The 21,838-nt window shown below is 63.8% G+C and carries 22 protein-coding genes; 12 read left to right on the plus strand and 10 right to left on the minus strand.

The genetic code is table 11. The annotated features are described in order from the left end of the window. The first annotated feature begins 32 nt into the window (after positions 1-32). The 6 genes from OKW41_RS18750 to OKW41_RS18775 all read left to right on the plus strand — a co-directional run bounded on the left by OKW41_RS18750 (position 33) and on the right by OKW41_RS18775 (position 4,922). Entirely contained in the window at positions 33-1,499 is a 1,467-nt protein-coding gene (locus tag OKW41_RS18750; protein WP_429448667.1) for an aldehyde dehydrogenase family protein, read from the plus strand. A 7-nt stretch (positions 1,500-1,506) separates the two neighbouring features. Continuing rightward, positions 1,507-2,574, plus strand: coding sequence for a maleylacetate reductase (locus tag OKW41_RS18755; RefSeq protein ID WP_429573559.1), 1,068 nt, complete (start codon positions 1,507-1,509; stop codon positions 2,572-2,574). Positions 2,575-2,619: 45 nt separating this feature from the next. Continuing rightward, complete coding sequence (locus OKW41_RS18760; protein ID WP_429573560.1) at positions 2,620-3,492, plus strand: intradiol ring-cleavage dioxygenase; 873 nt, start codon at positions 2,620-2,622, stop codon at positions 3,490-3,492. Between the two features lie 5 nt (positions 3,493-3,497). Beyond that, a complete protein-coding gene (locus tag OKW41_RS18765) occupies positions 3,498-3,809 on the plus strand; it encodes a YciI family protein (protein ID WP_429345846.1) in 312 nt (103 codons plus the stop codon). 3 nt (positions 3,810-3,812) lie between these two features. Further along, entirely contained in the window at positions 3,813-4,145 is a 333-nt protein-coding gene (locus OKW41_RS18770) for a Rieske (2Fe-2S) protein (RefSeq protein ID WP_429573561.1), read from the plus strand. A gap of 330 nt (positions 4,146-4,475) precedes the next feature. Further along, positions 4,476-4,922 (plus strand): hypothetical protein, encoded by a 447-nt coding sequence (locus tag OKW41_RS18775; protein WP_429573562.1) that lies wholly within the window; start codon positions 4,476-4,478, stop codon positions 4,920-4,922. 100 nt (positions 4,923-5,022) lie between these two features. Here OKW41_RS18775 and OKW41_RS18780 read toward each other — a convergent pair whose 3' ends face one another. From OKW41_RS18780 to OKW41_RS18800, 5 genes are all read right to left on the minus strand, one after another. Further along, positions 5,023-5,790: an ABC transporter ATP-binding protein gene (locus OKW41_RS18780; RefSeq protein ID WP_429448659.1), complete on the minus strand. Its 768-nt coding sequence runs from the start codon at positions 5,788-5,790 to the stop codon at positions 5,023-5,025. A 37-nt stretch (positions 5,791-5,827) separates the two neighbouring features. Beyond that, on the minus strand, positions 5,828-6,541 hold the full coding sequence (locus tag OKW41_RS18785) for an ABC transporter permease (protein WP_429448657.1): 714 nt from the start codon (positions 6,539-6,541) through the stop codon (positions 5,828-5,830). After that, positions 6,538-7,227, minus strand: coding sequence for an ABC transporter permease (locus OKW41_RS18790; protein WP_429573563.1), 690 nt, complete (start codon positions 7,225-7,227; stop codon positions 6,538-6,540). The genes OKW41_RS18785 and OKW41_RS18790 overlap by 4 nt, the downstream gene beginning before the upstream one ends. Positions 7,228-7,310: 83 nt before the next feature. Beyond that, positions 7,311-8,084, minus strand: a complete 774-nt coding sequence (locus OKW41_RS18795; protein ID WP_429573564.1) for an ABC transporter substrate-binding protein — start codon at positions 8,082-8,084, stop codon at positions 7,311-7,313. Between the two features lie 286 nt (positions 8,085-8,370). Continuing rightward, positions 8,371-9,288: a LysR family transcriptional regulator gene (locus tag OKW41_RS18800; protein WP_429573565.1), complete on the minus strand. Its 918-nt coding sequence runs from the start codon at positions 9,286-9,288 to the stop codon at positions 8,371-8,373. A 459-nt stretch (positions 9,289-9,747) separates the two neighbouring features. On the opposite strand from OKW41_RS18800, the gene benA reads away from it, so the two are divergent. From benA to OKW41_RS18825, 5 genes are all read left to right on the plus strand, one after another. Further along, positions 9,748-11,115 carry a benzoate 1,2-dioxygenase large subunit gene (gene benA, locus OKW41_RS18805; RefSeq protein ID WP_429573566.1) on the plus strand — a complete coding sequence of 456 codons (1,368 nt, stop codon included), beginning with the start codon at positions 9,748-9,750 and terminating at the stop codon, positions 11,113-11,115. Next, positions 11,112-11,603 (plus strand): benzoate 1,2-dioxygenase small subunit, encoded by a 492-nt coding sequence (gene benB, locus OKW41_RS18810; RefSeq protein WP_018422598.1) that lies wholly within the window; start codon positions 11,112-11,114, stop codon positions 11,601-11,603. The genes benA and benB overlap by 4 nt, the downstream gene beginning before the upstream one ends. Positions 11,604-11,628: 25 nt before the next feature. Continuing rightward, positions 11,629-12,651, plus strand: coding sequence for a benzoate 1,2-dioxygenase electron transfer component BenC (benC, locus tag OKW41_RS18815; protein ID WP_429573567.1), 1,023 nt, complete (start codon positions 11,629-11,631; stop codon positions 12,649-12,651). Then, complete coding sequence (locus OKW41_RS18820; protein ID WP_429573568.1) at positions 12,648-13,439, plus strand: 1,6-dihydroxycyclohexa-2,4-diene-1-carboxylate dehydrogenase; 792 nt, start codon at positions 12,648-12,650, stop codon at positions 13,437-13,439. Before benC ends, OKW41_RS18820 begins: the two co-directional genes overlap by 4 nt. Before the next feature lie 165 nt (positions 13,440-13,604). Then, on the plus strand, positions 13,605-14,822 hold the full coding sequence (locus tag OKW41_RS18825) for a benzoate/H(+) symporter BenE family transporter (protein WP_429573569.1): 1,218 nt from the start codon (positions 13,605-13,607) through the stop codon (positions 14,820-14,822). Between the two features lies 1 nt (position 14,823). Here OKW41_RS18825 and OKW41_RS18830 read toward each other — a convergent pair whose 3' ends face one another. The 5 genes from OKW41_RS18830 to OKW41_RS18850 are packed head-to-tail and all read right to left on the minus strand — an operon-like array spanning position 14,824 to position 20,145. Then, entirely contained in the window at positions 14,824-16,350 is a 1,527-nt protein-coding gene (locus OKW41_RS18830; protein WP_429573570.1) for an efflux transporter outer membrane subunit, read from the minus strand. A gap of 12 nt (positions 16,351-16,362) precedes the next feature. Beyond that, positions 16,363-17,478 carry an ABC transporter permease gene (locus OKW41_RS18835; protein WP_429574339.1) on the minus strand — a complete coding sequence of 372 codons (1,116 nt, stop codon included), beginning with the start codon at positions 17,476-17,478 and terminating at the stop codon, positions 16,363-16,365. A 32-nt stretch (positions 17,479-17,510) separates the two neighbouring features. Then, a complete protein-coding gene (locus OKW41_RS18840; RefSeq protein WP_429573571.1) occupies positions 17,511-18,491 on the minus strand; it encodes an ABC transporter ATP-binding protein in 981 nt (326 codons plus the stop codon). Then, positions 18,488-19,453, minus strand: coding sequence for an HlyD family secretion protein (locus tag OKW41_RS18845; protein WP_429573572.1), 966 nt, complete (start codon positions 19,451-19,453; stop codon positions 18,488-18,490). The genes OKW41_RS18840 and OKW41_RS18845 overlap by 4 nt, the downstream gene beginning before the upstream one ends. Beyond that, positions 19,450-20,145 (minus strand): TetR/AcrR family transcriptional regulator, encoded by a 696-nt coding sequence (locus OKW41_RS18850; RefSeq protein WP_429573573.1) that lies wholly within the window; start codon positions 20,143-20,145, stop codon positions 19,450-19,452. The genes OKW41_RS18845 and OKW41_RS18850 overlap by 4 nt, the downstream gene beginning before the upstream one ends. A 366-nt stretch (positions 20,146-20,511) precedes the next feature. On the opposite strand from OKW41_RS18850, the gene OKW41_RS18855 reads away from it, so the two are divergent. Further along, positions 20,512-21,780 carry a glycosyltransferase gene (locus OKW41_RS18855; protein ID WP_429573574.1) on the plus strand — a complete coding sequence of 423 codons (1,269 nt, stop codon included), beginning with the start codon at positions 20,512-20,514 and terminating at the stop codon, positions 21,778-21,780. The last annotated feature ends 58 nt before the right edge of the window (positions 21,781-21,838 follow it).

Here is a 21,838-nt window from a genome sequence, read left to right on the forward strand (position 1 = left end):
AGTCCCGCGCCCGCATTCACCGAGGATCATTCATGCAAACCCAACTGTTCATCGACGGCCGCTTCACGGACGCCGTCGAAGGCGGCACGATCGACGTGCTCAATCCGCACGACGGCTCGCTGATCACGCGGATCGCCGCGGCCACCGCCGCCGATGTCGATCTCGCTGTCGACGCCGCCGCGCGCGCGTTCCCGAAGTGGGCCGCGCTGCCCGCCGCCGAACGCGGCCGCCTGCTGCTCAAGCTTGCGGACGCGATCGAGGCCAACGCCGAAGAACTCGCGCAACTCGAATCGCTGGACACGGGCCACCCGATCCGCGATTCGCGCTCGCTCGACGTGCCGCGTACGGCAGCATGCTTCCGCTATTTCGGCGGCATGGCCGACAAGCTGCAAGGCTCGGTGATTCCGGTCGAAGCGGGCTTTCTGAACTACGTGCAGCGCGCGCCGATCGGCGTGGTCGGACAGATCGTGCCGTGGAATTTCCCGCTGATGTTCACGAGCTGGAAAATGGGCCCGGCGCTCGCGGCCGGCAACACGGTCGTGCTCAAGCCGTCGGAGATCACGCCGCTGTCCACGCTGCGCATCGTCGAGCTGATGGCCGAGGTCGGTGTTCCCGAGGGCGTCGTCAACATCGTCGCGGGCTATGGTCATACGGCAGGGCAGCGGCTCGCCGGGCATCCGGGCGTCGGCAAGATCGCCTTCACCGGATCGACCGCGACCGGACGGCGCATCGTCGAGGCCTCGCAGGGCAATCTGAAGCGCGTCCAGCTCGAGCTCGGCGGCAAGGGCGCGAACATCGTGTTCGACGACGCGAATCTCGACGCCGCGATCAACGGCGCCGCCTGGGCGATCTTCCACAATCAGGGCCAGGCATGTATCGCGGGCTCGCGGTTGATCCTGCACGAGCGCATCGCCGATCAGTTCCTCGAACGCTTCGTGTCGCTTGCGTCGTCGATCCGGCTCGGCAATCCGCTCGATGCCGACACCGAGATGGGTCCGCTCACGTCGAAGCAGCATCAGGAGCGCGTGCTCGCGTTCGTCGACATCGCGCGCCAGCAGGGCGGTCGCGTGCTGACCGGCGGCGCCGCGCCGAGCGACGCAACGCTCGCGAATGGCTACTACGTGCGTCCGACCGTCGTCGAGGCCGCGAGTCCGGACGACCGCGTCGCGCAGGAGGAAGTGTTCGGCCCGTTCGTCACGGTGCTGCGTTTCCGTACCGACGACGAAGCGCTCGCGATCGCCAACGGCACCGACTACGGCCTCGGCAGCGGCCTGTGGACGCGCGATCTGTCGCGCGCGCATTCGATGGCCGCGCGAATCCAGGCGGGCATGTGCTGGGTCAACTGCTATAAGCGGGTCAATCCGGGCAGCCCGTTCGGCGGCGTCGGACAGTCGGGCTACGGTCGTGAGATGGGCTTCGAGGCGATGCACGACTACACTGAAGCGCGCTCGGTGTGGGTCAACGTCGACGGCAACGTGCCGCCGCATTTCAAACGCTGAGGACCGCATGGAGCGCTTCGTCTATCAGGGCACGCCGTCGCGTGTGGTGTTCGAATGGGGCGGCCTCGCGACGCTGCCCGCGGAGCTCGAGCGGCTCGGCGCGAAGCGCGCGCTGATTCTCGCGACGCCCGAGCAGCACGCGCTGGCCGATCGGGTCGCGGAGGTGCTTGGGGCGCGCGCGGCGGGTGTGCATGCGCAAGCCGTGATGCACGTGCCGATCGGAGTCGCACGAGCAGCGCGCGATGCGGCTGCCGCGCTCGATGCCGACTGCTGCGTCGCGGTGGGCGGCGGCTCGACGGTCGGCCTCGGCAAGGCGATTGCGCTCGAATCGTCGCTGCCGATCATCGCGGTACCCACCACCTATGCAGGCTCCGAGATGACGCCGATCTACGGCCTCACCGAGGGCCGACTGAAGCGCACCGGCCGCGACATGCGCGTGCTGCCGCGCACGGTGATCTACGATCCGTCGCTGACCTTGTCGTTGCCGGCGGGCATTTCAGCGGCCTCGGGCATCAACGCGATGGCGCACGCCGTCGAAGCGCTGTATGCCGAAGACGCGAACCCGGTGATCAGCCTGATGGCCGAGGAAGCGATCCGCGCGCTCGGCGAAGCGCTTCCCGCGATCGTGCGCGCACCGGACGATGCCCCCGCGCGCAGCAGCGCGCTGTACGGCGCGTGGCTCGCAGGCACCTGTCTGGGCGCGGTCGGGATGGCCCTGCATCACAAGCTGTGTCATACGTTGGGCGGTACGTTCAACCTGCCGCATGCGCAAACGCATGCGGCGATGCTGCCGCATACGGCACACTACAACCACGGCGCCGCGTCCGATGCGCTTGCGCGCGTCGCACGCGCGCTCGGCGGCAAGCGCGCGGCCGACGCGGGTGCGCTGCTGTTCGAACTGAACCGCGCGCTCGGCATTCCGATGGCGCTCGCGCAGATCGGCATGCCCGAGCAGGGACTCGACGAAGCGGCCGATCTCGCGTGCAAGAATCCGTATGCGAACCCGCGTCCCGTGGAGCGCGACGCGATCCGCGCGCTGCTGCAACGTGCGTGGCAGGGCGCCGAACCCGCCTGAGCATTGGCCAACGCACCGCCGCCAGAACAATCGATGGAGGAAGACATGTCGACAGACAGTAAAGAGGCCGAGCAGGCCCTGACCGAGCAGGTGGTAGCAAGCTTCGCGGGCACGCCCGACGAACGGCTGCGCACGCTGATGCAAAGCCTCGTGCGGCACATGCATGCGTTCGTGCGTGAAGTCGAGCCGACCGAGGCCGAATGGATGTCGGCCATTCGCTTTCTGACCGACACCGGCAAGATGTGCGATGACCTCGTGCGTCAGGAATTCATCCTGTTGTCGGATACGCTCGGCGTATCGATGCTCGTCGACGCGATCAATCACCGTCTCGCGACGGGCGCGACCGACACCACCGTATTCGGTCCGTTCTATATTCGCGGCATGCCCGAGCGCGCGTACGGCGAGAACATCGCGTTCACGCCGGGCACGCCCGCACTCGTGCATGGGCGCGTGCTGTCGACGGACGGTGAGCCGCTTGCCAACGCGGTGCTCGACGTCTGGCAGACCGCCGATAACGGCATGTACTCGGGGCAGGACACCGAGCAGCCGCACGGCAATCTGCGCGGACGTTTTCGCACCGACGCCGAAGGCCGCTACGCGATTTCGACGATCGTGCCAGTCAGGTATCCGATTCCGACCGACGGCCCGGTCGGCCGCATGCTCGAAGCGACTGGACGGCATCCGTGGCGACCCGCGCATCTGCACTTCATGATAGATGCGCCGGGGCATCGGACACTGGTCACGCATGTGTTCGATCGCGAGGATCCGTATCTGGGTTCGGACGCGGTGTTCGGCGTGAAACCTTCGCTGATGGTCGACTATCGCGAGTGCTGCGCGGATCACGAACTCGCGCGCCGCTTCGGTTTCGATGGACCGTTCCGCGAAGCGCGCTACGACTTCATCCTCGATCGGAGTTGACGACGATGGCACGTTTTTTCGCGGTATTCGCGACCGACAAGCCCGGCATGCGCGAAGTGCGCGAACGGGTGCGTCCGGTGCATCGGACGTGGTTGCGCGGCAATACGCATCGTGGCGTGTTCGTGCGCCTCGGCGGTCCGACGCTCGCGCCGCAATGCGATGCGATGAATGGCACGTTGCTGGTCGTCGAAGCGGAGCGTATCGACGATGTGATGGAGTTCGTCAGCAACGATCCGTATATGCAGGCGGGGCTGTTCGATTGCGTCGAGATCCGTCCGTGGGACTGGAGCCTCGGCAATCCGGAACGGAGAGTCTGAGCGATGAACGAAACACCGCTGTGCCCGCTTGCCGACGTGCCCGATGGCGGCGCGCGGGTCGTCGAAGCTACGGCCGCCGGCGTGCCCGTCGTGGTCGTGCGGCGTGGCGAGCAGGCGTGGGCTTACGCGAACCGTTGCCCGCATTTTTCGGTGCCGCTCGATTTCGAGCCCGGCGATGTGCTGTGCTATCGCGCGCAGGTGTTGATGTGCGCGCATCACAGCGCGCTTTTCCGCTTCGAAGATGGACGCTGTATCGAGGGACCGTGCGCGGGGGCGAACCTCGATGCGGTGAAGATCGCGGTCGACGGGAATGCGTGGGTCGTGTTGAACCCTTAGTCGACGCTCGCCTGACCCTGTCGAGGACATTCAAGCCGTCTCGTCCGAGTCTCGACAGCAGCCCTCCGGTGACGTACCGGCTATGGCCTTCCGCATCGGGCTCGCTCCGCGATGGCAACTGGTTGATCCGTGACGGCCTGAACGTGTCGTATTCGGCGGCACCGCACAGCGTGGAGATCGTCGGCGACGAACTGCTCGTGCACGTGGCGGCGCGTGACGTATCGAACCGCGAACGACAGCTCGATACCGGGCTCTTTACGTGGCGCTTCTTTTCGCCGCAAAGCGGCGTGATCGGTGTGCGCGTCGAACACTTTTCCGGCGCGCTCGACCGTGGCCCGCATTTCGCGCTCAACCGCGAGCCAGCGCTGGACCCATCTGTTCACCGGCAAGCAGGTCGAGGGCGGCAGGTGGGTGCGCGAACGGCACGGATTTCTGAGTCTACCGTTGTACGTGCGGCCGAATACGCTGCTTGCGATCGGGACCGAGAACCAGCGTCCCGATTACGACTACGCGTTGCACCTGTTCGAGCTGGATTCGGGCAAAGGGGCGAGCGTGACGTTGCGCGGCCCGGACGGTGCGGCGATTACGAGAGTGAGCGTGACGCGCAGCGGCGATGTCCTTCGGATCCGAAGTCATGGCGTCAAAGCAGGATTGCCGCTGCTTTTACGGCAAGGGCCCGCGTTGCGCGATGCGGGCAGCCTCGCGGCGCGGTCACAGGAGTCAGGCGTGATCCTCGTGCTGCCGGAGGGCGAGAGCGAACACACGGTGTATCTGTGAACCGCGCGGAGACCAGTGCAATCTGGTGAGTGGCGCAGTCGTTCTGGAAATGATCCGGGGTAAGGCGCGAGGCTGAACGACGCGCCATACCCCGCCGCCGCTACTTCAACCGCCCCGCCAAAAACTGCTGCAACCGCTCACTGCGCGGATTCGTCAGCACCTGATGCGGATGCCCTTGCTCCTCGATCTTGCCCTTGTGCAGGAATACGACATGATTCGACACGTTGCGCGCAAAGCCCATTTCGTGCGTGACGACGATCATCGTGCGGCCTTCTTCGGCGAGCGCCTGCATCACACGCAGCACTTCGCCGACGAGTTCGGGATCGAGCGCCGAAGTCGGTTCGTCGAACAGCATCACTTCCGGCTCCATCGCAAGCGCGCGAGCAATCGCGACGCGCTGCTGCTGACCACCGGACAGATGCGACGAATATTTTTTCTCCGTGCTGGCCGGCAAACCGACCTTGGTCAGATACTTCCGAGCGCGTTCCTCGGCTTGCGCGCGGCTCAATCCCAGCACGCTGATCGGCGCCTCGATGATGTTCTCGAGCACCGTCATATGCGCCCACAGATTGAAATGCTGGAACACCATCGACAGACGCGTGCGCATCGTTTGCAACTGCTTCGGATGGGTCACGCGTAGGGAGCCGTTGCGATCCCTGCTCGTGTTGATTTCCTCTCCGTTCAGCGTGATGCGCCCGGAGCACGGCGATTCGAGAAAGTTGATGCACCGCAGGAAGGTGCTTTTCCCGGAGCCGCTCGACCCGATGAGGCTAATCACGTCGCCCGCCTTCGCCTTCAGCGAGACGCCCTTCAATACCTCGTTGTCGCCGAACTTCTTGTGCAGGTCGTCGACCGTCAGCTTGTACATGCTCGTATGCTCCATCAGGACGCGAATGCGTCCGGGTTTAATGCGCTTGCGGTTTCAGATAAGCCAGCAATCGGATTTCCATCTTGCGGAAGCCCCAGATCAGTGCGAACACGATCGCCGCATACAGGATCGCCGCGATGCCGTACGCCTGGAACGTCGCGTAGGTCGCGGAGTTGACGTCGCGCGCCACTTTCAGAATGTCGGGGACGGTCGCCGTGAACGCGAGTGTCGTCGCGTGCAGCATCAGGATCACCTCGTTGCTGTACGAGGGCAGTGCCCGGCGCAGCGCCGAAGGCAGGATGATGCGCGTGTACAGCTTGAACTTCGACATGCCGTAAGCCTGGGCCGCCTCGATTTCACCGTGCGAGGTCTCCCGGATCGAACCCGCGAAGATCTCGGTGGCATACGCGCATTCGTTCAGCGCGAACGCGAGCAGCGTGCAGTTCATCGCATTGCGAAAGAAGCTGTCGAGCATCTGGTGCGAATGGACGAAATGCAGACTGTAGAGGCCCGTGTAGATCAACAGCAATTGAACGTATAACGGCGTGCCCCGGAAGATGTAGGTGTAAAGCCAGACGGGTCCGGAGATGTAGCGGTTGCGCGACGCGCGCGCGATCGCGAGCGGCACGGCCAACACGAAACCCAGCAGGATCGACGCAACCAGCAACCACAGCGTGATGACGAGGCCGGTGTAGTTGAAGCCGTCCGTGAACAGGTAGTTCTGCCAGTATTGACGAGTCAGTTCGATCACAGCGCGGCCCTCCGTACGCCGATCGAGTAGCGCTTCTCGAGGCGGTTCAATACCAGATTCGAAATGGTGGTGATGGCGAGGTAGATGGCCCCGGTCGCCAGCGTGAAGAAGAAGAACGACTGCGTGCTCTTGCCGGCGTCCTGCGATGCCTTGACCACGTCCGCGAGACCGATGATCGACACGAGCGCGGTGGCCTTCACGAGCACCTGCCAGTTGTTGCCGATGCCGGGCAGCGCGAAGCGCATCATCTGCGGGAACAGGATGCGGGTGAACACGCGCCGCGCGCTCATGCCGTACGCGAAGCCCGCTTCGATCTGCCCGCGTGGCACGGAGAGAAACGCGCCGCGGAAGGTTTCGGTGAAGTACGCTCCATAAATGAAGCCCAGCGTGATCACACCGGCGAGAAACGGATCGATGTCGATCTGCTCCATGCTGAACATGTCGGTCAGGTCATTGAGCCAGATCTGGATGCTGTAGAACAGCAACAGCATCAGCACGAGATCGGGCACGGCGCGGATCAGCGTCGTGTACATCGTGCCGATGCGCGAGATCGCACGGTTCGTCGACAGCTTCGCGGCGGCGCCGAGAAGTCCCAGCGCAAACGATGCCGCGAGTGACAGCACCGCGAGCTTGATGGTTACCCACGTGCCCGCGAGGAGCAGCGGACCGAAGCCTTGAAACAGCATGGGGGGGGCCTTGTTGAAGGAGCGAGCCGCGCGCATGCGCGCGGGGCCTGGCGATCGGGTGGAGCGGGCTTGTGGGGGCGGACTCAGCTGCCGTACACGTCGAAGTTGAAGTACTTCTGCTCGATCTTCTTGTAGGTGCCGTCCTTGATCATGTCGGCGATCGCCTTGTCGACCTTCGTCTTCAGATCGGCGTCTTCCTTGCGCATGCCGATGCCGGCGCCATTGCCGAGGATCTTCGGATCGTCGATGGTCTTGCCGACGAAGTCGAAGCCCGCGCCGCGCGGCGTCTTCAGGAAACCCTGGTCAGCCTGCACGGCGTCCTGCAGCGCTGCGTCCAGACGGCCCGACTGCAGGTCGGTATAGACCGCGTCCTGGTTCTGATACGGCACGACCTTCACGCCCTTCGCCTCCCAATAGGTCTTCGCGTAGGTTTCCTGGATCGTGCCCTGTTCGACGCCCACCGTCTTGCCCTTCAGCGAATCGGCGGTCGGCAGGATGCCCGAGCCCTGCTTCGCGACGAGACGTGTCGGCGTGTTGAACAGCTTCGACGAGAAAACGATCTGCTCAGCGCGTTGCGGCGTCATCGACATCGACGACAGCACGCCGTCGAACTTCTTCGCCTTCAGTGCCGGAATCATGCTGTCGAAGTCCTGCTCGACCCACACGCACTTCGCGTTCAAACGGCGGCAGATTTCGGTGCCGAGGTCGACGTCGAAGCCGACCAGCTTGCCATCGGTCGCTTTCGATTCGAACGGCGCGTAGCTCGCATCCACGCCGAAGCGAACCGTGGACCAATCTTTGGCGAAGGCGCCGGTGGCAGCGAGCGCGAGGGCGAGGGACAAGGCGAGTTTCTTCATAAAGTCTCCAGGAGGGATGCTGCGAGGTGCGATGTTGTATAGACAAATTATCCGTACGAGCGATGAGCGGCAATCGGGGTTAGTGCTTACGGGCACCCGGAAAGGAGACAGGGAATAGGCGTGAAAGCCTTTGTGGACAAGCTTGAAAGGCTAATTGAAGGGTTGCGGGCGCAGCCGGAATTTTCGCGCATACCCGCGGTCTATACCGTGGCGGATATCTTGTCCATACAACTTCGTTACGGCGACGCCCCGCCTGAGCGTCGGGTCGCGAACCGCGCAATCCGCTCTACGAATGCGAAGGCGGCAGATAGGTCATGTGCTCTTCGTCGTACAGCGCGTAGATCAGTTCGAGCATGCGCTGGATGTCGGCCGATTCGTCGAGCATGCGCATGCTCATGATGATCGGCGACACGAGGTTCTGATCGTCGAGGTCCTTGTAGGCGACATCGCCGCGCTGCAAGCCGTACACGCTCGCCGGCACGATCGAGATGCCTTCGCCCGCGCCGACGAGGCCGAGCGCGATCTGCAATTCGCGCGTCTCGTAGAGCCGCTGCGGCTTCAGACCGCGATCGTGAAACGCGGCGAGCACCTGGTCCGCGTAACTGGGCCGTGGCGCCTTCGGGAAGATGATCAGCGTTTCGCCGGTCAGGTCGTGCAGCGACAGCACCGGCTTCGCGGCGATCAGCGGATGGCCGAGCGGCAGCGCGACGATCATCCGTTCTTCGCGCAGCACGACGCGCCGGATGCTCGGGTCTTCGTGACGGATGCGGCCGAAGCCGACGTCGATGCGGCCTTCCTTGAGCGCCTTGATCTGATCCATCGTCGACATCTCGTGCAGGCTCAGCTCGACGGTGCTGTTCTCGGTACGAAAGCGCCGGATGATTTTCGGCAGCATGCCGTACAGCGTCGAGCCGACGAAGCCCACCGACAAACTGCGCTCGATCTTGCCGACGCGCCGCGTCATCGCCTCGATTTCCGTCGTTTGCGCGAGCAGTTGCACGGCGTGCGAATAGAAGAAGCGGCCAGCCTCGCTCAGCTTCAGCGGCCGCGAGTTGCGCTCGAACAACTGCACGCCAAGGATGTCTTCGAGCTGCTGGATCTGCCGGCTCAGCGGCGGCTGCGCAATATGCAGACGTTTGGCGGCCTTGGTGACATTGCATTCCTCGGCGACGGCCACGAAGTAGCGCAGATGGCGCAGTTCCATAGAAATACCTTTTAAGTATCGTCGCAATACCAAATCAGTGTTGGACGATGCAAATGGCGTAGAACTATCCTTCAGTTACCGTAGACGCCCCACAAAATTATACCTCCCGAGCATCGATAACTCGGCCCGGTCTGAAGCGTCGGTCGGCCCCTGGAGACGGCGCAGGCAAATCCTCCGCGCATGGGATCCAAGACCTAGAAAGAGTTCAGGAGCAGCAATGAGACATGCTGATATCGCAACCCCGATGCAAGGGTTGTCTACCGATTCCCTCAGGCACCAGGTCCCACCTCCCGTGCCGAAGGTCGAGCGCTTGCGCGCCACGGCCTGACGCCATACGGAGGCGCACCGCCTCCGCTCCCCGACGTGAAAGACCAACCGGCCACCGGCCTCCCGGCAGGCAGGCCGCTCCCTACACGCGTGCGTCGCACGCATACCGACAGTCCGAATCAGGAGACACGCATGATTCCGATCTACCCGGATCACACTCCGCAACTGAAGAACATCGACGACTTTCTCGTCGAAGACAGCGAGCGCGGCGATTACCGCCTGCATCGCAGCGCGTTTACCGACGAGCGTCTGTTCGAGCTCGAAATGCAGCACATTTTCGAGGGCAACTGGATTTACCTGGCCCACGAAAGCCAGATTCCGAACAACAACGATTACTTCACGACCTACATGGGCCGTCAGCCGGTCGTGATCGCACGCAATCGTCAGGGCGAGCTGAACGCGTTCATCAACTCGTGCACGCATCGCGGCGCGATGCTGTGCCGCCACAAGCGCGGCAACAAGGCGACCTATACGTGCCCGTTCCACGGCTGGACCTTCAACAACAGCGGCAAGCTGCTGAAGGTCAAGGACCCCGCGGACGCCGGCTATCCCGACTGTTTCAACAAGGAAGGCTCGCACGACCTGAAGAAGCTCGCGCGCTTCGGCAACTATCGCGGCTTCCTGTTCGGCAGCTTGAGCGATGACGTGCCGCCGCTCGAGACATTCCTCGGCGAAGCCGCGCGCATCATCGACATGATCGTCGACCAGTCGGAAGACGGTCTCGAAGTGCTGCGCGGCTCGTCGACCTATACGTACGAAGGCAACTGGAAGCTGACCGCCGAAAACGGCGCGGACGGTTATCACGTGTCGGCCGTGCACTGGAACTATGCGGCAACGACCAATCATCGCAAGGAAGAGAACGCGCGCGAAGACCAGATCCGCGCGATGGATGCCGGCAGCTGGGGCCGTCAGGGCGGCGGCTTCTACGCGTTCGAGCACGGTCACATGCTGCTGTGGACGCGCTGGGCGAATCCCGAAGACCGTCCGAACTTCAGCCGCCGCGAGGAATTCGCCGCGCGCTGCGGCGCCGAGCGCGCGGACTGGATGATCCAGAACTCGCGCAACCTGTGCCTCTACCCGAACGTGTATCTGATGGACCAGTTCGGCTCGCAGATTCGGGTGCTGCGGCCGCTGTCGGTCAACAAGACCGAGGTGACGATCTACTGCATCGCGCCGAAGGGCGAGTCCGACGAAGCGCGCTCGCGCCGCATCCGTCAATACGAGGACTTCTTCAACGTAAGCGGCATGGCCACCCCCGACGACCTCGAGGAATTCCGCGCCTGCCAGTTGGGCTATGCGGGCCGCGCGGTCGAATGGAACGACATGTGCCGCGGTTCGAAGCACTGGATCGGCGGCGCGGACGAAGCCGCGCAAAAGATCGGCCTCAATCCGGTGATGAGCGGTGTGAAGACCGAGGACGAGGGCCTCTACACGGTGCAGCACCGCTACTGGATCGACACGATGAAAAAGGCGCTGAATGCGCCGGGGAGCCGCGCATGAGCAACATCGCCATCACCGATATTCAGGCTTTCCTGTTCCGCGAAAGCCGCCTGCTCGACGACGAGCAATGGGACGAGTGGCTCGCCTGCTATCACCCGGACGCGTCGTTCTGGATGCCGTCGTGGGACGACGAGGACAAGCTCGTCACCGATCCGCAGCGCGAGATCTCGCTGATCTACTACCCGAACCGCCAGGGCCTCGAAGACCGCGTGTTCCGCATCAAGACCGAGCGTTCGAGCGCGACGATGCCCGACACGCGCACGAGCCACAACCTGGCCAACGTCGAAGTGGAGAGCGCGGACAACGGCGTGTACACGGTGCGCTTCAACTGGCACACGCTGAGCCATCGCTACAAGACGAACTACAGCTACTTCGGCATGTCGCGCTACGTGATCGACTTCAACGGCGCGCAGCCGCAAATCCTGAGCAAGTACGTCGTGCTGAAGAACGACTACATCAATCAGGTCATCGACATCTACCACATCTAGCCGGTGCGGTTGCAGGAGACAGGTCATGGAACACACTATTGCCCTTCAGTTCGAAGACGGCGTCACGCGCTTCATCAGCTGCCGTGAGAACGAAACGCTGTCGGATGCCGCTTACCGGCAGAAGATCAACATTCCGCTCGATTGCCGTGAAGGCGCGTGCGGCACCTGTCGGGGGCTGTGCGAATCGGGTGCGTACGACATGCCCGAGTCGAGCTACGTCGAAGATGCGTTGACCCCAGAGGAAGCGAGCCAGGGCTATATCCTCGCGTGCCAGACGCGGCCGCGCTCGGATCTGGTGATTCGCGTGCAGGCGTCGTCGGCGGCGTGCAAGACTGGGGTGTCGCGTTTCGAAGGCACGCTCGCGGCGGTCGAACGGCTGTCGGATTCGACGATCCATTTCTCGATCGATATCGACGACGCGAGCGCGCCGAGCTTTCTCGCGGGTCAATACGTGAACGTCGAGATTCCGGGCGCGAGCGGCGAGAGCCGGTCGTATTCGTTCAGCTCGGCGCCGGGCGCGACGCGCGCGGCGTTCGTCGTGCGCAACGTGCCGGACGGCAAGATGAGCGGCTTTCTGAGCAACGATGCGCAGCCTGGTCAGCGGATCGGCTTCACGGGTCCGTATGGCAGCTTCTATCTGCGCGATCCGCAGCGTCCGGTGCTGTTCCTCGCGGGCGGCACCGGCATCGCACCGTTTCTGTCGATGCTCGACGTGCTGAAGGCGAGCGGCAACCTGCAGCCGGTGCGCCTCGTGTACGGCGTGACCAACGACATCGATCTGGTCGCGCTCGAACAGATCGAAGAGGCGCAGCGCTCGCTGCCGAATTTCAGCTATCGCACCTGTGTCGGCGATTCCTCGAGCAGCCACGAGCGCAAGGGCTACGTGACCGCGCATGTGGATAGTGAATGGCTGAACGACGGCGACGTCGATGTCTACCTATGCGGCCCGGTCGCGATGGTCGAAGCGGTGCAGGGCTGGCTGCGCGACAGCAGCGTCGAGCCCGTGAACTTCTACTACGAAAAATTCTCGGCGAGCAACGTAGCATGACTTCGACCTTTACCGATCGCTTCAAGGGCAAGGTGCTCGTCGTGACCGGCGCGGGCCAGGGCATCGGCCGTGGCGTCGCGTTGCGCGCGGCGCGCGAGGGCGCGGCTTTGGTGCTGGTCGACCGTTCGCCGATCGTGCACGAGGTGGCCGAAGAGGTCACGTGCGCAGGCGGCGAAGCGCGCGCGTTCATCGCCGACCTCGAAACCTATGCGGGCGCGGCCGCGATGACGGCCTTCGCGATCGAGGCGTTCGGCCGCATCGACGCGCTCGTCAACAACGTCGGCGGCACGATCTGGGCGAAGCCGTACGAGGAATATGAAGCAGACCAGATCGAGGCCGAGGTGCGGCGTTCGCTGTTCCCGACGCTATGGTGCTGCCACGCGGTGTTGCCCGCGATGCTGAAGCGCGCGAGCGGCGCGATCGTCAATGTGTCGTCGATTGCGACGCGCAGTATCTATCGCGTGCCGTATGCGGCCTCGAAGGGCGGCGTCAACGCGCTGACCGCGAGCCTCGCGTTCGAGCATGCCGAACACGGCATCCGCATCAACGCGGTCGCGACCGGCGGCACCGAAGCGCCGCCGCGCCGCGTGCCGCGCAATACGGCACCGCAAAGCGAGCTGGAAGCGACGTGGTATCAGGGCATCGTCGATCAGACGATCGCGTCGAGCCTGATGCATCGCTACGGCACGATCGACGAACAGGTCGGCGCGATCCTGTTCCTCGCTTCCGATGAAGCGTCGTATATCACCGGCACCGTGCTGCCGGTCGGCGGCGGCGATCAGGGCTAGCGAGCGGCTGCAGCTGAACAATGCCGACAGGCCGCGCGGCGATCGTCCTTCATACTATTGGCCCGGAATGACTCCGCGCTCTGACGGTGACTTGCGGCGACCAGCGGCAACCTGCGCCGCGAGGCGCGCGTCACCGACAGCGGGCCGCCCTGACCCACATCGACGATGAATCCCACCCCTAGCCAGGCGCCGACCACGCGCGCCGTTGCGGCCGACTGGTCCGTGTCCGCCGTCGTGGCCGGCTTTCTGGCCGTGCTGATTTCGTACGCGGGCCCGCTCGTGATCTTCTTCCAGGCGGCGCAAGCGGCCCACATGCCCAACGAGATGGTCGCGTCGTGGGTATGGGGCATCTCGATCGGCGCGGCCGTCTCCGGCATCTTCGCGAGCTGGAAGCTGAAAGTGCCGGTCGTGACCGCGTGGTCGGCGCCCGGCACCGCGCTGCTGCTCGGACTGTTTCCCGCGTTGACGCTGCATCAGGCGGTGGGCGCGTATCTGACCGCCGCCGTGATCATTCTGCTGATCGGTATCTCGGGCTATTTCGACCGCATGGTGCGCAGCATTCCGAAGGGCATCGCCTGCGGGATGATGGCCGGCATTCTGCTGCAGTTCGGCACGCATGCGTTCAAGGCGGCGGCGTCGATGCCTGCATTGGCGTTCGGCATGATCGGCGCGTACCTCGTGTTCAGGCGCCTGCTGCCGCGCTATTGCATCGTGCTGGTGCTGTTGACGGGCACGGTGCTCGCCATCGCGCTCGGCGCCGCGCACCTGGGCGCGCTGCCGCTGCAAGTCACGCGGCCGATCTTCATCAAACCCGAATGGACGCTGAGTTCGACGCTGAGTCTTGCGTTGCCGCTCGTGGTCGTCAGTCTGACCGGGCAGTTTCTGCCGGGGATGGCGATTCTGCGCGTGTCCGGCTATCACACGCCGGCCCGGCCGATCATCACCGCGACGAGCATCGCGTCGATCGGCGTGGCGTTTTTCGGTGGCATCACGATCGTGATCGCCGCGATCACGGCGGCGTTGTGCACGGGCAAGGATGCGCACGACGACCCGGACAAGCGCTATATCGCGGGCATTGCGAACGGCGTGTTCTATCTGATCGGCGGCACGTTCGCCGGCGCGATCGTCGCGCTGTTCACGATGCTGCCGCAGGAGTTCGTCGCGATTCTGGCGGGCCTCGCGTTGATCGGTGCGATCACGTCGAACGTGATGGGCGCGATCCAGGACGAAGACCATCGCGAGGCCTCCGTCATCACGTTTCTCGCGACCGCATCCGGTGTGACGTTCCTCGGGCTCGGCTCCGCGTTCTGGGGCATCGTGATCGGCTCGTTCGCGTACCTCGTGCTGAACAAGGTGCGGCGCGAGACGCCTGCAAACCGATGACTCAGGGCCGCGCCCCGAGCGCCTGATAGAGCGCGGCGGTATCGGCATAACGCTGCGCGGCGGCTTTGGTGCGATCGAGTCCGGTCTGCAATTCCTGGCGCTGCGTATCGAGCAGGGTTAGTTGACTGATGCCGCCCGCGGCATACCGCTGGCTGGCGATCCCTGCGCTGTGTTGCGCGCTGCGCTGCGCAGCGTCGAGCGCCTGCAATGCAATCGCGTCCTGATCGAGCGCGCGCAGCGCGTCGGCGACCTGTTGCAGTCCCTGCAGCACGGTTTGCTTGTAGACGGCGAGCGCCGCTTGCCAGGCCGCCTCCGACGAGCGCTTGCGCGCCAGCAGTTCACCGCCGTGGAACAGCGGCTGCGTGAGACCCGCACCAAAATTCCACACGTTGAAGCCCGTCAGCAGATCGGACACGTTGACGCGTTCGGTCGCCGCGCTGCCCGACAGCGTGATGCGCGGATACAGGTTCGCGGTCGCGACGCCGATGTTCGCGCTCGCCTGATGCAACAGCGCCTCGGACGCGCGAATGTCGGGCCGCTGCCGCGCGAGCGTCGACGGCAAGGTCAGTGGCAGATCGGCCGGCAGCACTAGCGTGTCGAGGTCGAGCGCGGCGAGGTCGTGGGTGGTGGCCAATTCCGCCGGCGCGCGTCCCAGATAGATCGCGAGTTGATGATCGGTCTGCGCAAGCTGCGTGCGCAATGGCGGTAACGTCGCGCGGGTTTGCTGCACGAGCGTGCGCTGGCTCAGCAGATCGACCTCGGAGATGCCGCCCGCACCATAGCGGCGTTCGGCGATATCGAGTTGCTGCATCTGGTTGGCGAGCAGCGCTTCGGTGAGGGCGATCTGCCGCGCAAGCGACGCGCGCCGGATCGCCGCCGTCACGACGTTGCCCGCGACCGTCAAACGCGCGGCCTCGAGTTCGTATTGCTGATAGTCGACCTGCGCGGCCACTGCTTCGAGCGCGCGGCGATTCGCGCCGAACAGATCGAGCGTGTACGACACCGTGACCTGTGCGCTGTACAGCGTGAACGGCGCAAACGCGCGGCCCTGCGTCAGCTGACCGAAGCCGAGCGCCTCGGGATCGATCTTCTCGCGCGTGGTCGACAGGTTCGCATCGACTTGCGGCCATAGCGTGCCGCCCGCCTGCGCGCGATAGTCCTGCTGCGCTGCGTCGAGTTTCGCGCGGGCTTGCGCGAGAGTCGGGCTGTCGTCGAGCGCCTGTTGCACGAGTGCGTCCAGCGCCGGCGAGCCGAAAGCGCGCCACCAGCCGTCGCCGGGCACCTCGGTCGGCACGAAGTGTTGCGCGGCGCCGCCGGGACCATCGGCCCCGACGGTGCTCGCCGCAAGCGGCGCGGCGGTATAGCTCGACACGCTGGTCACGTCGGGTCGATGGAAATCCGGACCGACGCTGCACGCGCACAATGCCGCGCTTGCGCAGAAGGCGGCCAGCCGGCGCATGGCGGAACGCTGGAACCAACAAGCCGCGCGATGAAAAACCACGTCACGAAAGCCAGGAGCGGAACACATTGCAGGCCTTCCTCAATCGAGCGTGCGCCGATAGAACTTCACGGCGATACCCATTACGACGAACAGAAAGATCAGCAGCGGCCATACATGCGGCCACATGTCGGCCCAACCGACGCCCTTGAGCAGAATGCCGCGCACGAGCCGGTTGAAGTAGGTGAGCGGCAACAGGTTGCCGATGTACTGCGCCCACTTCGGCATGCCCGCGAACGGAAACATGAAACCCGACAGCAGGATGTTGGGCAGAAAATAGAACATCGTCAGTTGCATGGCCTGCAACTGGTTCTGCGCGAGCGACGACAGCGTAATGCCGATCGTCAGATTGGCCGCGACGAACAATAGAGCGGACAGATACAGCGCGATCAGACTGCCTTCGAACGGCACGTTGAACACGAAGCGCGCCGCCGCGAGAATGATGCTGACCTGCACCAGGCCGATCGCCACGTAAGGCACGATCTTGCCGGTCATCACTTCGAGCGGCAGTACCGGCGTGGCGAGCAGATTTTCCATCGTGCCGCGCTCGCGTTCACGCGTGATCGCGAGGCCCGTCATCATCACCATCGTCATCGTCAGGATCACGCCCATCAGGCCGGGCACCACGTTGTACTGGGTCAGGCTTTCGGGGTTGTAGAGCCGGTGCAATTGAACGTCGAAAGCGGCCGGGCCGACCGCGAGCGTCGACAGCGGACCCCTGAGGTCCTTCTGCAACACCGACTGCGCGATCGACGGCAGCGCGCCGAGCGCGGTACCCACCGCGGTGGGGTCCGTCGCGTCGGCTTCGACGAGCAGCGATGGCCGCGCACCCTTGGCCAGATCGCGCGTGAAACCGACGGGGATATTCAGCACGAACAGCACCTTGCCCTGCGCGAGCGCGCGGCGACCGGATTCTTCGTCGGGCAGCGTCGATACGATGTCGAAGTAATCGGAGTTGCGCATCGCCATCAGGAAACTGCGCGTGAACTCGCTGTGATCGGCGGCGATGACGGCGGTCGGCAGATGCTTGGGGTCGGTATTGATCGCGAAGCCGAACAGCGCCATCTGCATGATCGGCAGCACGATCATCATCGCAAACGTGATGCGGTCGCGCTTCAGTTGCAAAAACTCCTTGCGCACGACGCTCCACCAACGCATCAGCGAAAAGCGTGGAAGTCGGCGCGCGGAATTCACGATGCTTTGCCCGAAGGGGTGGCGTAATTGTCGGTCGAGCGGTTCATCATGAAGATGAACACATCCTCGAGGCCGGTTTCCTGTCTTTCGATCCGCAACGCTGGGTCCGAATGAGCCAGCTGGTCGATCGTGGCGTGGAGTTCGGGCGTGTCCGGACCGCTCACGTGCAGCGACGAACCGAACGCCACCGTCTGCTCGACGCCGGGCGAGCGGCGCAGCCGGTCGCCGAGCTCGACGAGATTCTGGCCGCACACGGCCCACGTCACGAGCCCTTGCGAATCGATGACCTGTTTCGACGTGCCCTGCGCGAGCAGCTTGCCGTAGGCGATATAAGCGAGCTTGTGGCAGCGTTCCGCTTCGTCCATATAGTGCGTGCTGACGAGCACCGAGATGCCGCGCGCCGCGAGGCGATGCAACTCTTCCCAGAAGTCGCGGCGCGCGCTCGGGTCGACACCTGCGGTCGGTTCGTCGAGCAGCAGCAGTTCCGGCTCATGGAGCATGCACGCGGCCAGCGCGAGACGCTGCTTCCATCCGCCCGACAGTGCGCCGGCCAACTGCTTCGCACGGCTTTGAAGGCCAAGCTGTTCGAGCGCGCGATCGACCGCCTCGCGGCGGTTCTTCATTTCGTAGATGCGCGCAACGAAGTCGAGGTTTTCGCGGATCGTCAGATCATCCCAATAGGAGAAGCGCTGCGTCATATAACCGGTGCGCCGCTTGATCTGCGCGCTGTCCCGCACGATGTCGTAGCCGAGACACGTGCCGCTGCCGGAGTCGGGCGTCAGCAGTCCGCACATCATGCGGATGCAGGTGGTCTTGCCACTGCCGTTGGGGCCGAGAAAGCCGAAAATCTCACCGCGCTGCACGCGCATCGTGACATCGTTGACCACGTGCTTGGTGCCGAAATGCTTGTTCAGCCCCTGCACGTCGATCGCGTACACGGGGTCGCTGGCATTGCCGGGGGGCGCGGGCGCACTCATTGCAGCGTGACCGTGACGGGCTGGCCGGGCCGCAGCTTCGGCGCATCGGCGGTCTGAGGTCGGGCTTCGACCATGAACACGAGTTTCGCGCGGCTTTCGTTGCTGAAGATCACCGGCGGCGTGAACTCCGCCTGGTCCGAAATGAAGCTGAGCACGGCCGGCACATCGGCCGCGCAACCGTCGCAATGAATCGATACGCGACGGCCCGGCGCGAGCGAACCGACCACTCCCTGGGGCACGAAAAAGCGCACCTTGACGTTCTCCGGCGGCAGCATGCGCACGACGGGGCTGCCGGCCGGCACCCATTCGCCGCTGCGATAGATCGTGTCGAACACGAGGCCGGCGTGCGGCGCGTGCACGCTTTTCTGATCGAGCTTCCATTGGGCCTGGCCGAGCTGGGCCTGCGCCGCGTCGACCTGCGCCTGCTGCGCGCGGATCTGTTCGATCCGCCCAGGCAGACGCGCGACGGCCAGCTGGCTTTGCAACTCACGCACGCGCGCGGCGCTCGACAACGCGGTCGCGCGCGAGTCGTCGAGCTGGCTTTGCGCGATGCCGCCCGCGCCGAATTGCTGTTGGTCGCGGCGGAACTGCGTCGCGGCGCGCGTCGCATCGGCTTCGGCCTGCACGAGTTGCGCGCGCGTCACATCGACTTCCGGCGGACGCTTGCCGGTTCCAAGGTCGGCAAGCTGGGCACGGGCCGAGCGCAGTTGCTCGCCCGCCTGCGCGACGGCGTCGGTTTCGTTCTGCGCTTCGAGCGCGAAGAGCGGCGTGTTCTGCGCGACGGTCTGCCCGCGCGAGACCGCGAGCTCGGTCAACTGTCCCGCCTGCGAAGACGCGAGGTACAGGAACTCGCCTTCCACATAGCCTTGCCACGTGTTCGCTGGTGGTCGCGAACAGCTTGCGCACGCGATGCACAGAGCGAGCAACGCGGCACGTCGGGATGAGCTGGCGAACACGATCATGACGGCTTTCCCTTCGCGCGGCGTGCGGTGGACGTCGCCCCGGTTCCGGCCTTGGCGTTGGTCTCGACCGCCGTGGTTGCGCTCATACCCTGCGCGAGCAGCGCGACGACATGGCGTTCGAGCGTCGCGCGATCGAACGAGGTGTGCGGATTCAGGCGCTGCCAGATCCTCGCGGTTGCCTGCGGCAGCATCACCAGAGCGAGCACCGAGTTGAACAGCAGCAACGGTTCGAGCTGAGCGTTCAACTGACCCGACGCGCAGCCACGCGCGATGTTCTGACCGAACGCGGCGAGCTTTTGCACGGGGATGCGCGCAAACGCGCGCTCGCGCAGCAAACCGCCTTCGTTGACGATCTCGCGCAGCCAGAGTGAAGGCAGCCACGGCATGGTTTCAGTGACATCGAACATGCGCTTGACGATGCCTTGCGTCAGCGCGAGCGGTTCGTCGTGTTCGGGATCGACCGGGTCCCAGATCGCGCCGAACGCGGCGACGAGCCTTTCCTCGAACAACGCGTCGAGCAGCTTTTCGCGCGTCTGGAACCAGTAATGCACCATCGCGGACGTCACGCCGCTCGCCGCCGCGATCTGCGCAACCGTCGTGTTGGCGATACCGCGCTCGGCGAACAGCGCCACCGCGACATCGAGCAGATGTTCGCGTGCGTCGAAGTCCTGCGGATGAGGACGGCGACCCATTCGGGAACGGGCGGGTTGCTGCACGGACACTGGACTAATTGATGAGTTAGTTAGTTTTAACTCATTGATACTAGGATATTTTCCGGTATGGCGAAGGAGGGGAAACCCTGGCGGCGGGCGGCCTTTGTTCTCTGGATAGACGCTGATCTTTCAGCGCTTGCGGTTCGTCCATACGCTGGCCGAAAGCTTAACGATTACTGTCCATTTTCCCGTTAATTGGCATTCTCAATTTTCGCAGCGTATTAACTCTTCTGAAATGATCCTGGCCTGTAAGACGCGGTAAGAGAATGGCTACTTGCTTGGTGCGTTCTCACACACAGTCGTCGAAAATGACTTCATAAAATTCCCGACGAATTGACCACCATCATGCATGTACTCGACGTCGTGAGTCGTGCACCAGAAACGGGCCTCGATATGAAGCGCTGCAGGGTATTGGTAGTCAACGATTATGCGTCGATGGGCGGCGCGGAAGTTGTTTATCAACAATCGGCAGACCTTCTGAGTCGATTGCCCGGGGTCGAAGTTGAACGCTTCGACGACACCCGCTTTCCGGTTGGAACCACCAAGTGGTCCAGGTCCTGGAATATCGCGGCCGCGCGTGCGCTCGAAGAGACCATTGTCGGTTTCCGTCCGCATCGAGTGATGGTGCACAACTACCATAACGCGCTATCGAATTCGATACTGAGCGTTATCGCGCGTCAAAAGCGAAAGCTCGGTTTTCGCGCATATCACACGAGCCACGACTATCATCTCGTCTATTACAACCCGGCACTGCAATACTTCGATAAGAGGCGCCCGGTGATTCTGCCGCTGGAGATGTTGGGCACGCGCGCAGCGCTGACCCATCGGTCGACGACGAAAGGCCTTGTGCACGACCTGATGACGAAGTGTTACTGGCACGCAGTACGCGAGGCATTCCCTCCCACGGAGATCTTCGAGACGATCGTATGTCCAAGCGCTTTCATGGAAGAAGCGCTGCATCGCAGTGGCATCACGAATACGAGGGTCGTTTTTAATCCCTCTTCAGTACCGGTCGCGCTTCAGCCTTCGAGCGCTGCTGGCAGGCAGAGATTCAAGATTGCCTTTGTCGGCAGGATTTCACAGGAAAAAGGACTCGCGGAATTTATCGAACTCGCAGAGAGTGTGAACTTTCATCGCATCGACGTAATAGGCGTTTACGGGGACGGTCCGGATCGTCGTGCCATGGAGCGGCGCTTCACGTCGCTTATCGAGCGCGGCAAAGTGGTTTTTTTCGGCAGATTGCCGCAAGAAGAATTGTTTCCGCAGATGCGGCGATTTGCCGACGCGGTCGTCGTGCCATCGTTGGGAGCCGAAAATGCGCCGCTCGTCATTATCGAGGCCGCCATGCTCGGCTTGCCTGCCCTCGTCCACGACGGCGGCAGCATGGCGTCGACTGGCGACGCGGTGGGCAACAAGATCAAATTTCGGTCGCAGCCGGAGAGCCTCAAGCTGGCACTGGATCGACTGGCGATGCATCTGGCGGACAAGGGCAGAAGGTATTCGCTCGCGGAGTATCTGCCAGAGCACTACCAGCAGCGGCTCGCGGAAATCATGGAACTCGGCGAGCAGGCCGGCACGGCGCCTTCGAGGCGGACCGACGAGGCGGTCTGCTGACGCGCTGCGCCGGACTCGGTGAGCAGCACCTTCTGTCGTTTGACGGCTTCGCTGAATA

This window comes from Paraburkholderia sp. UCT70, from assembly GCF_050434085.1.
GTDB classification, from domain to species: domain Bacteria; phylum Pseudomonadota; class Gammaproteobacteria; order Burkholderiales; family Burkholderiaceae; genus Paraburkholderia; species Paraburkholderia tuberum.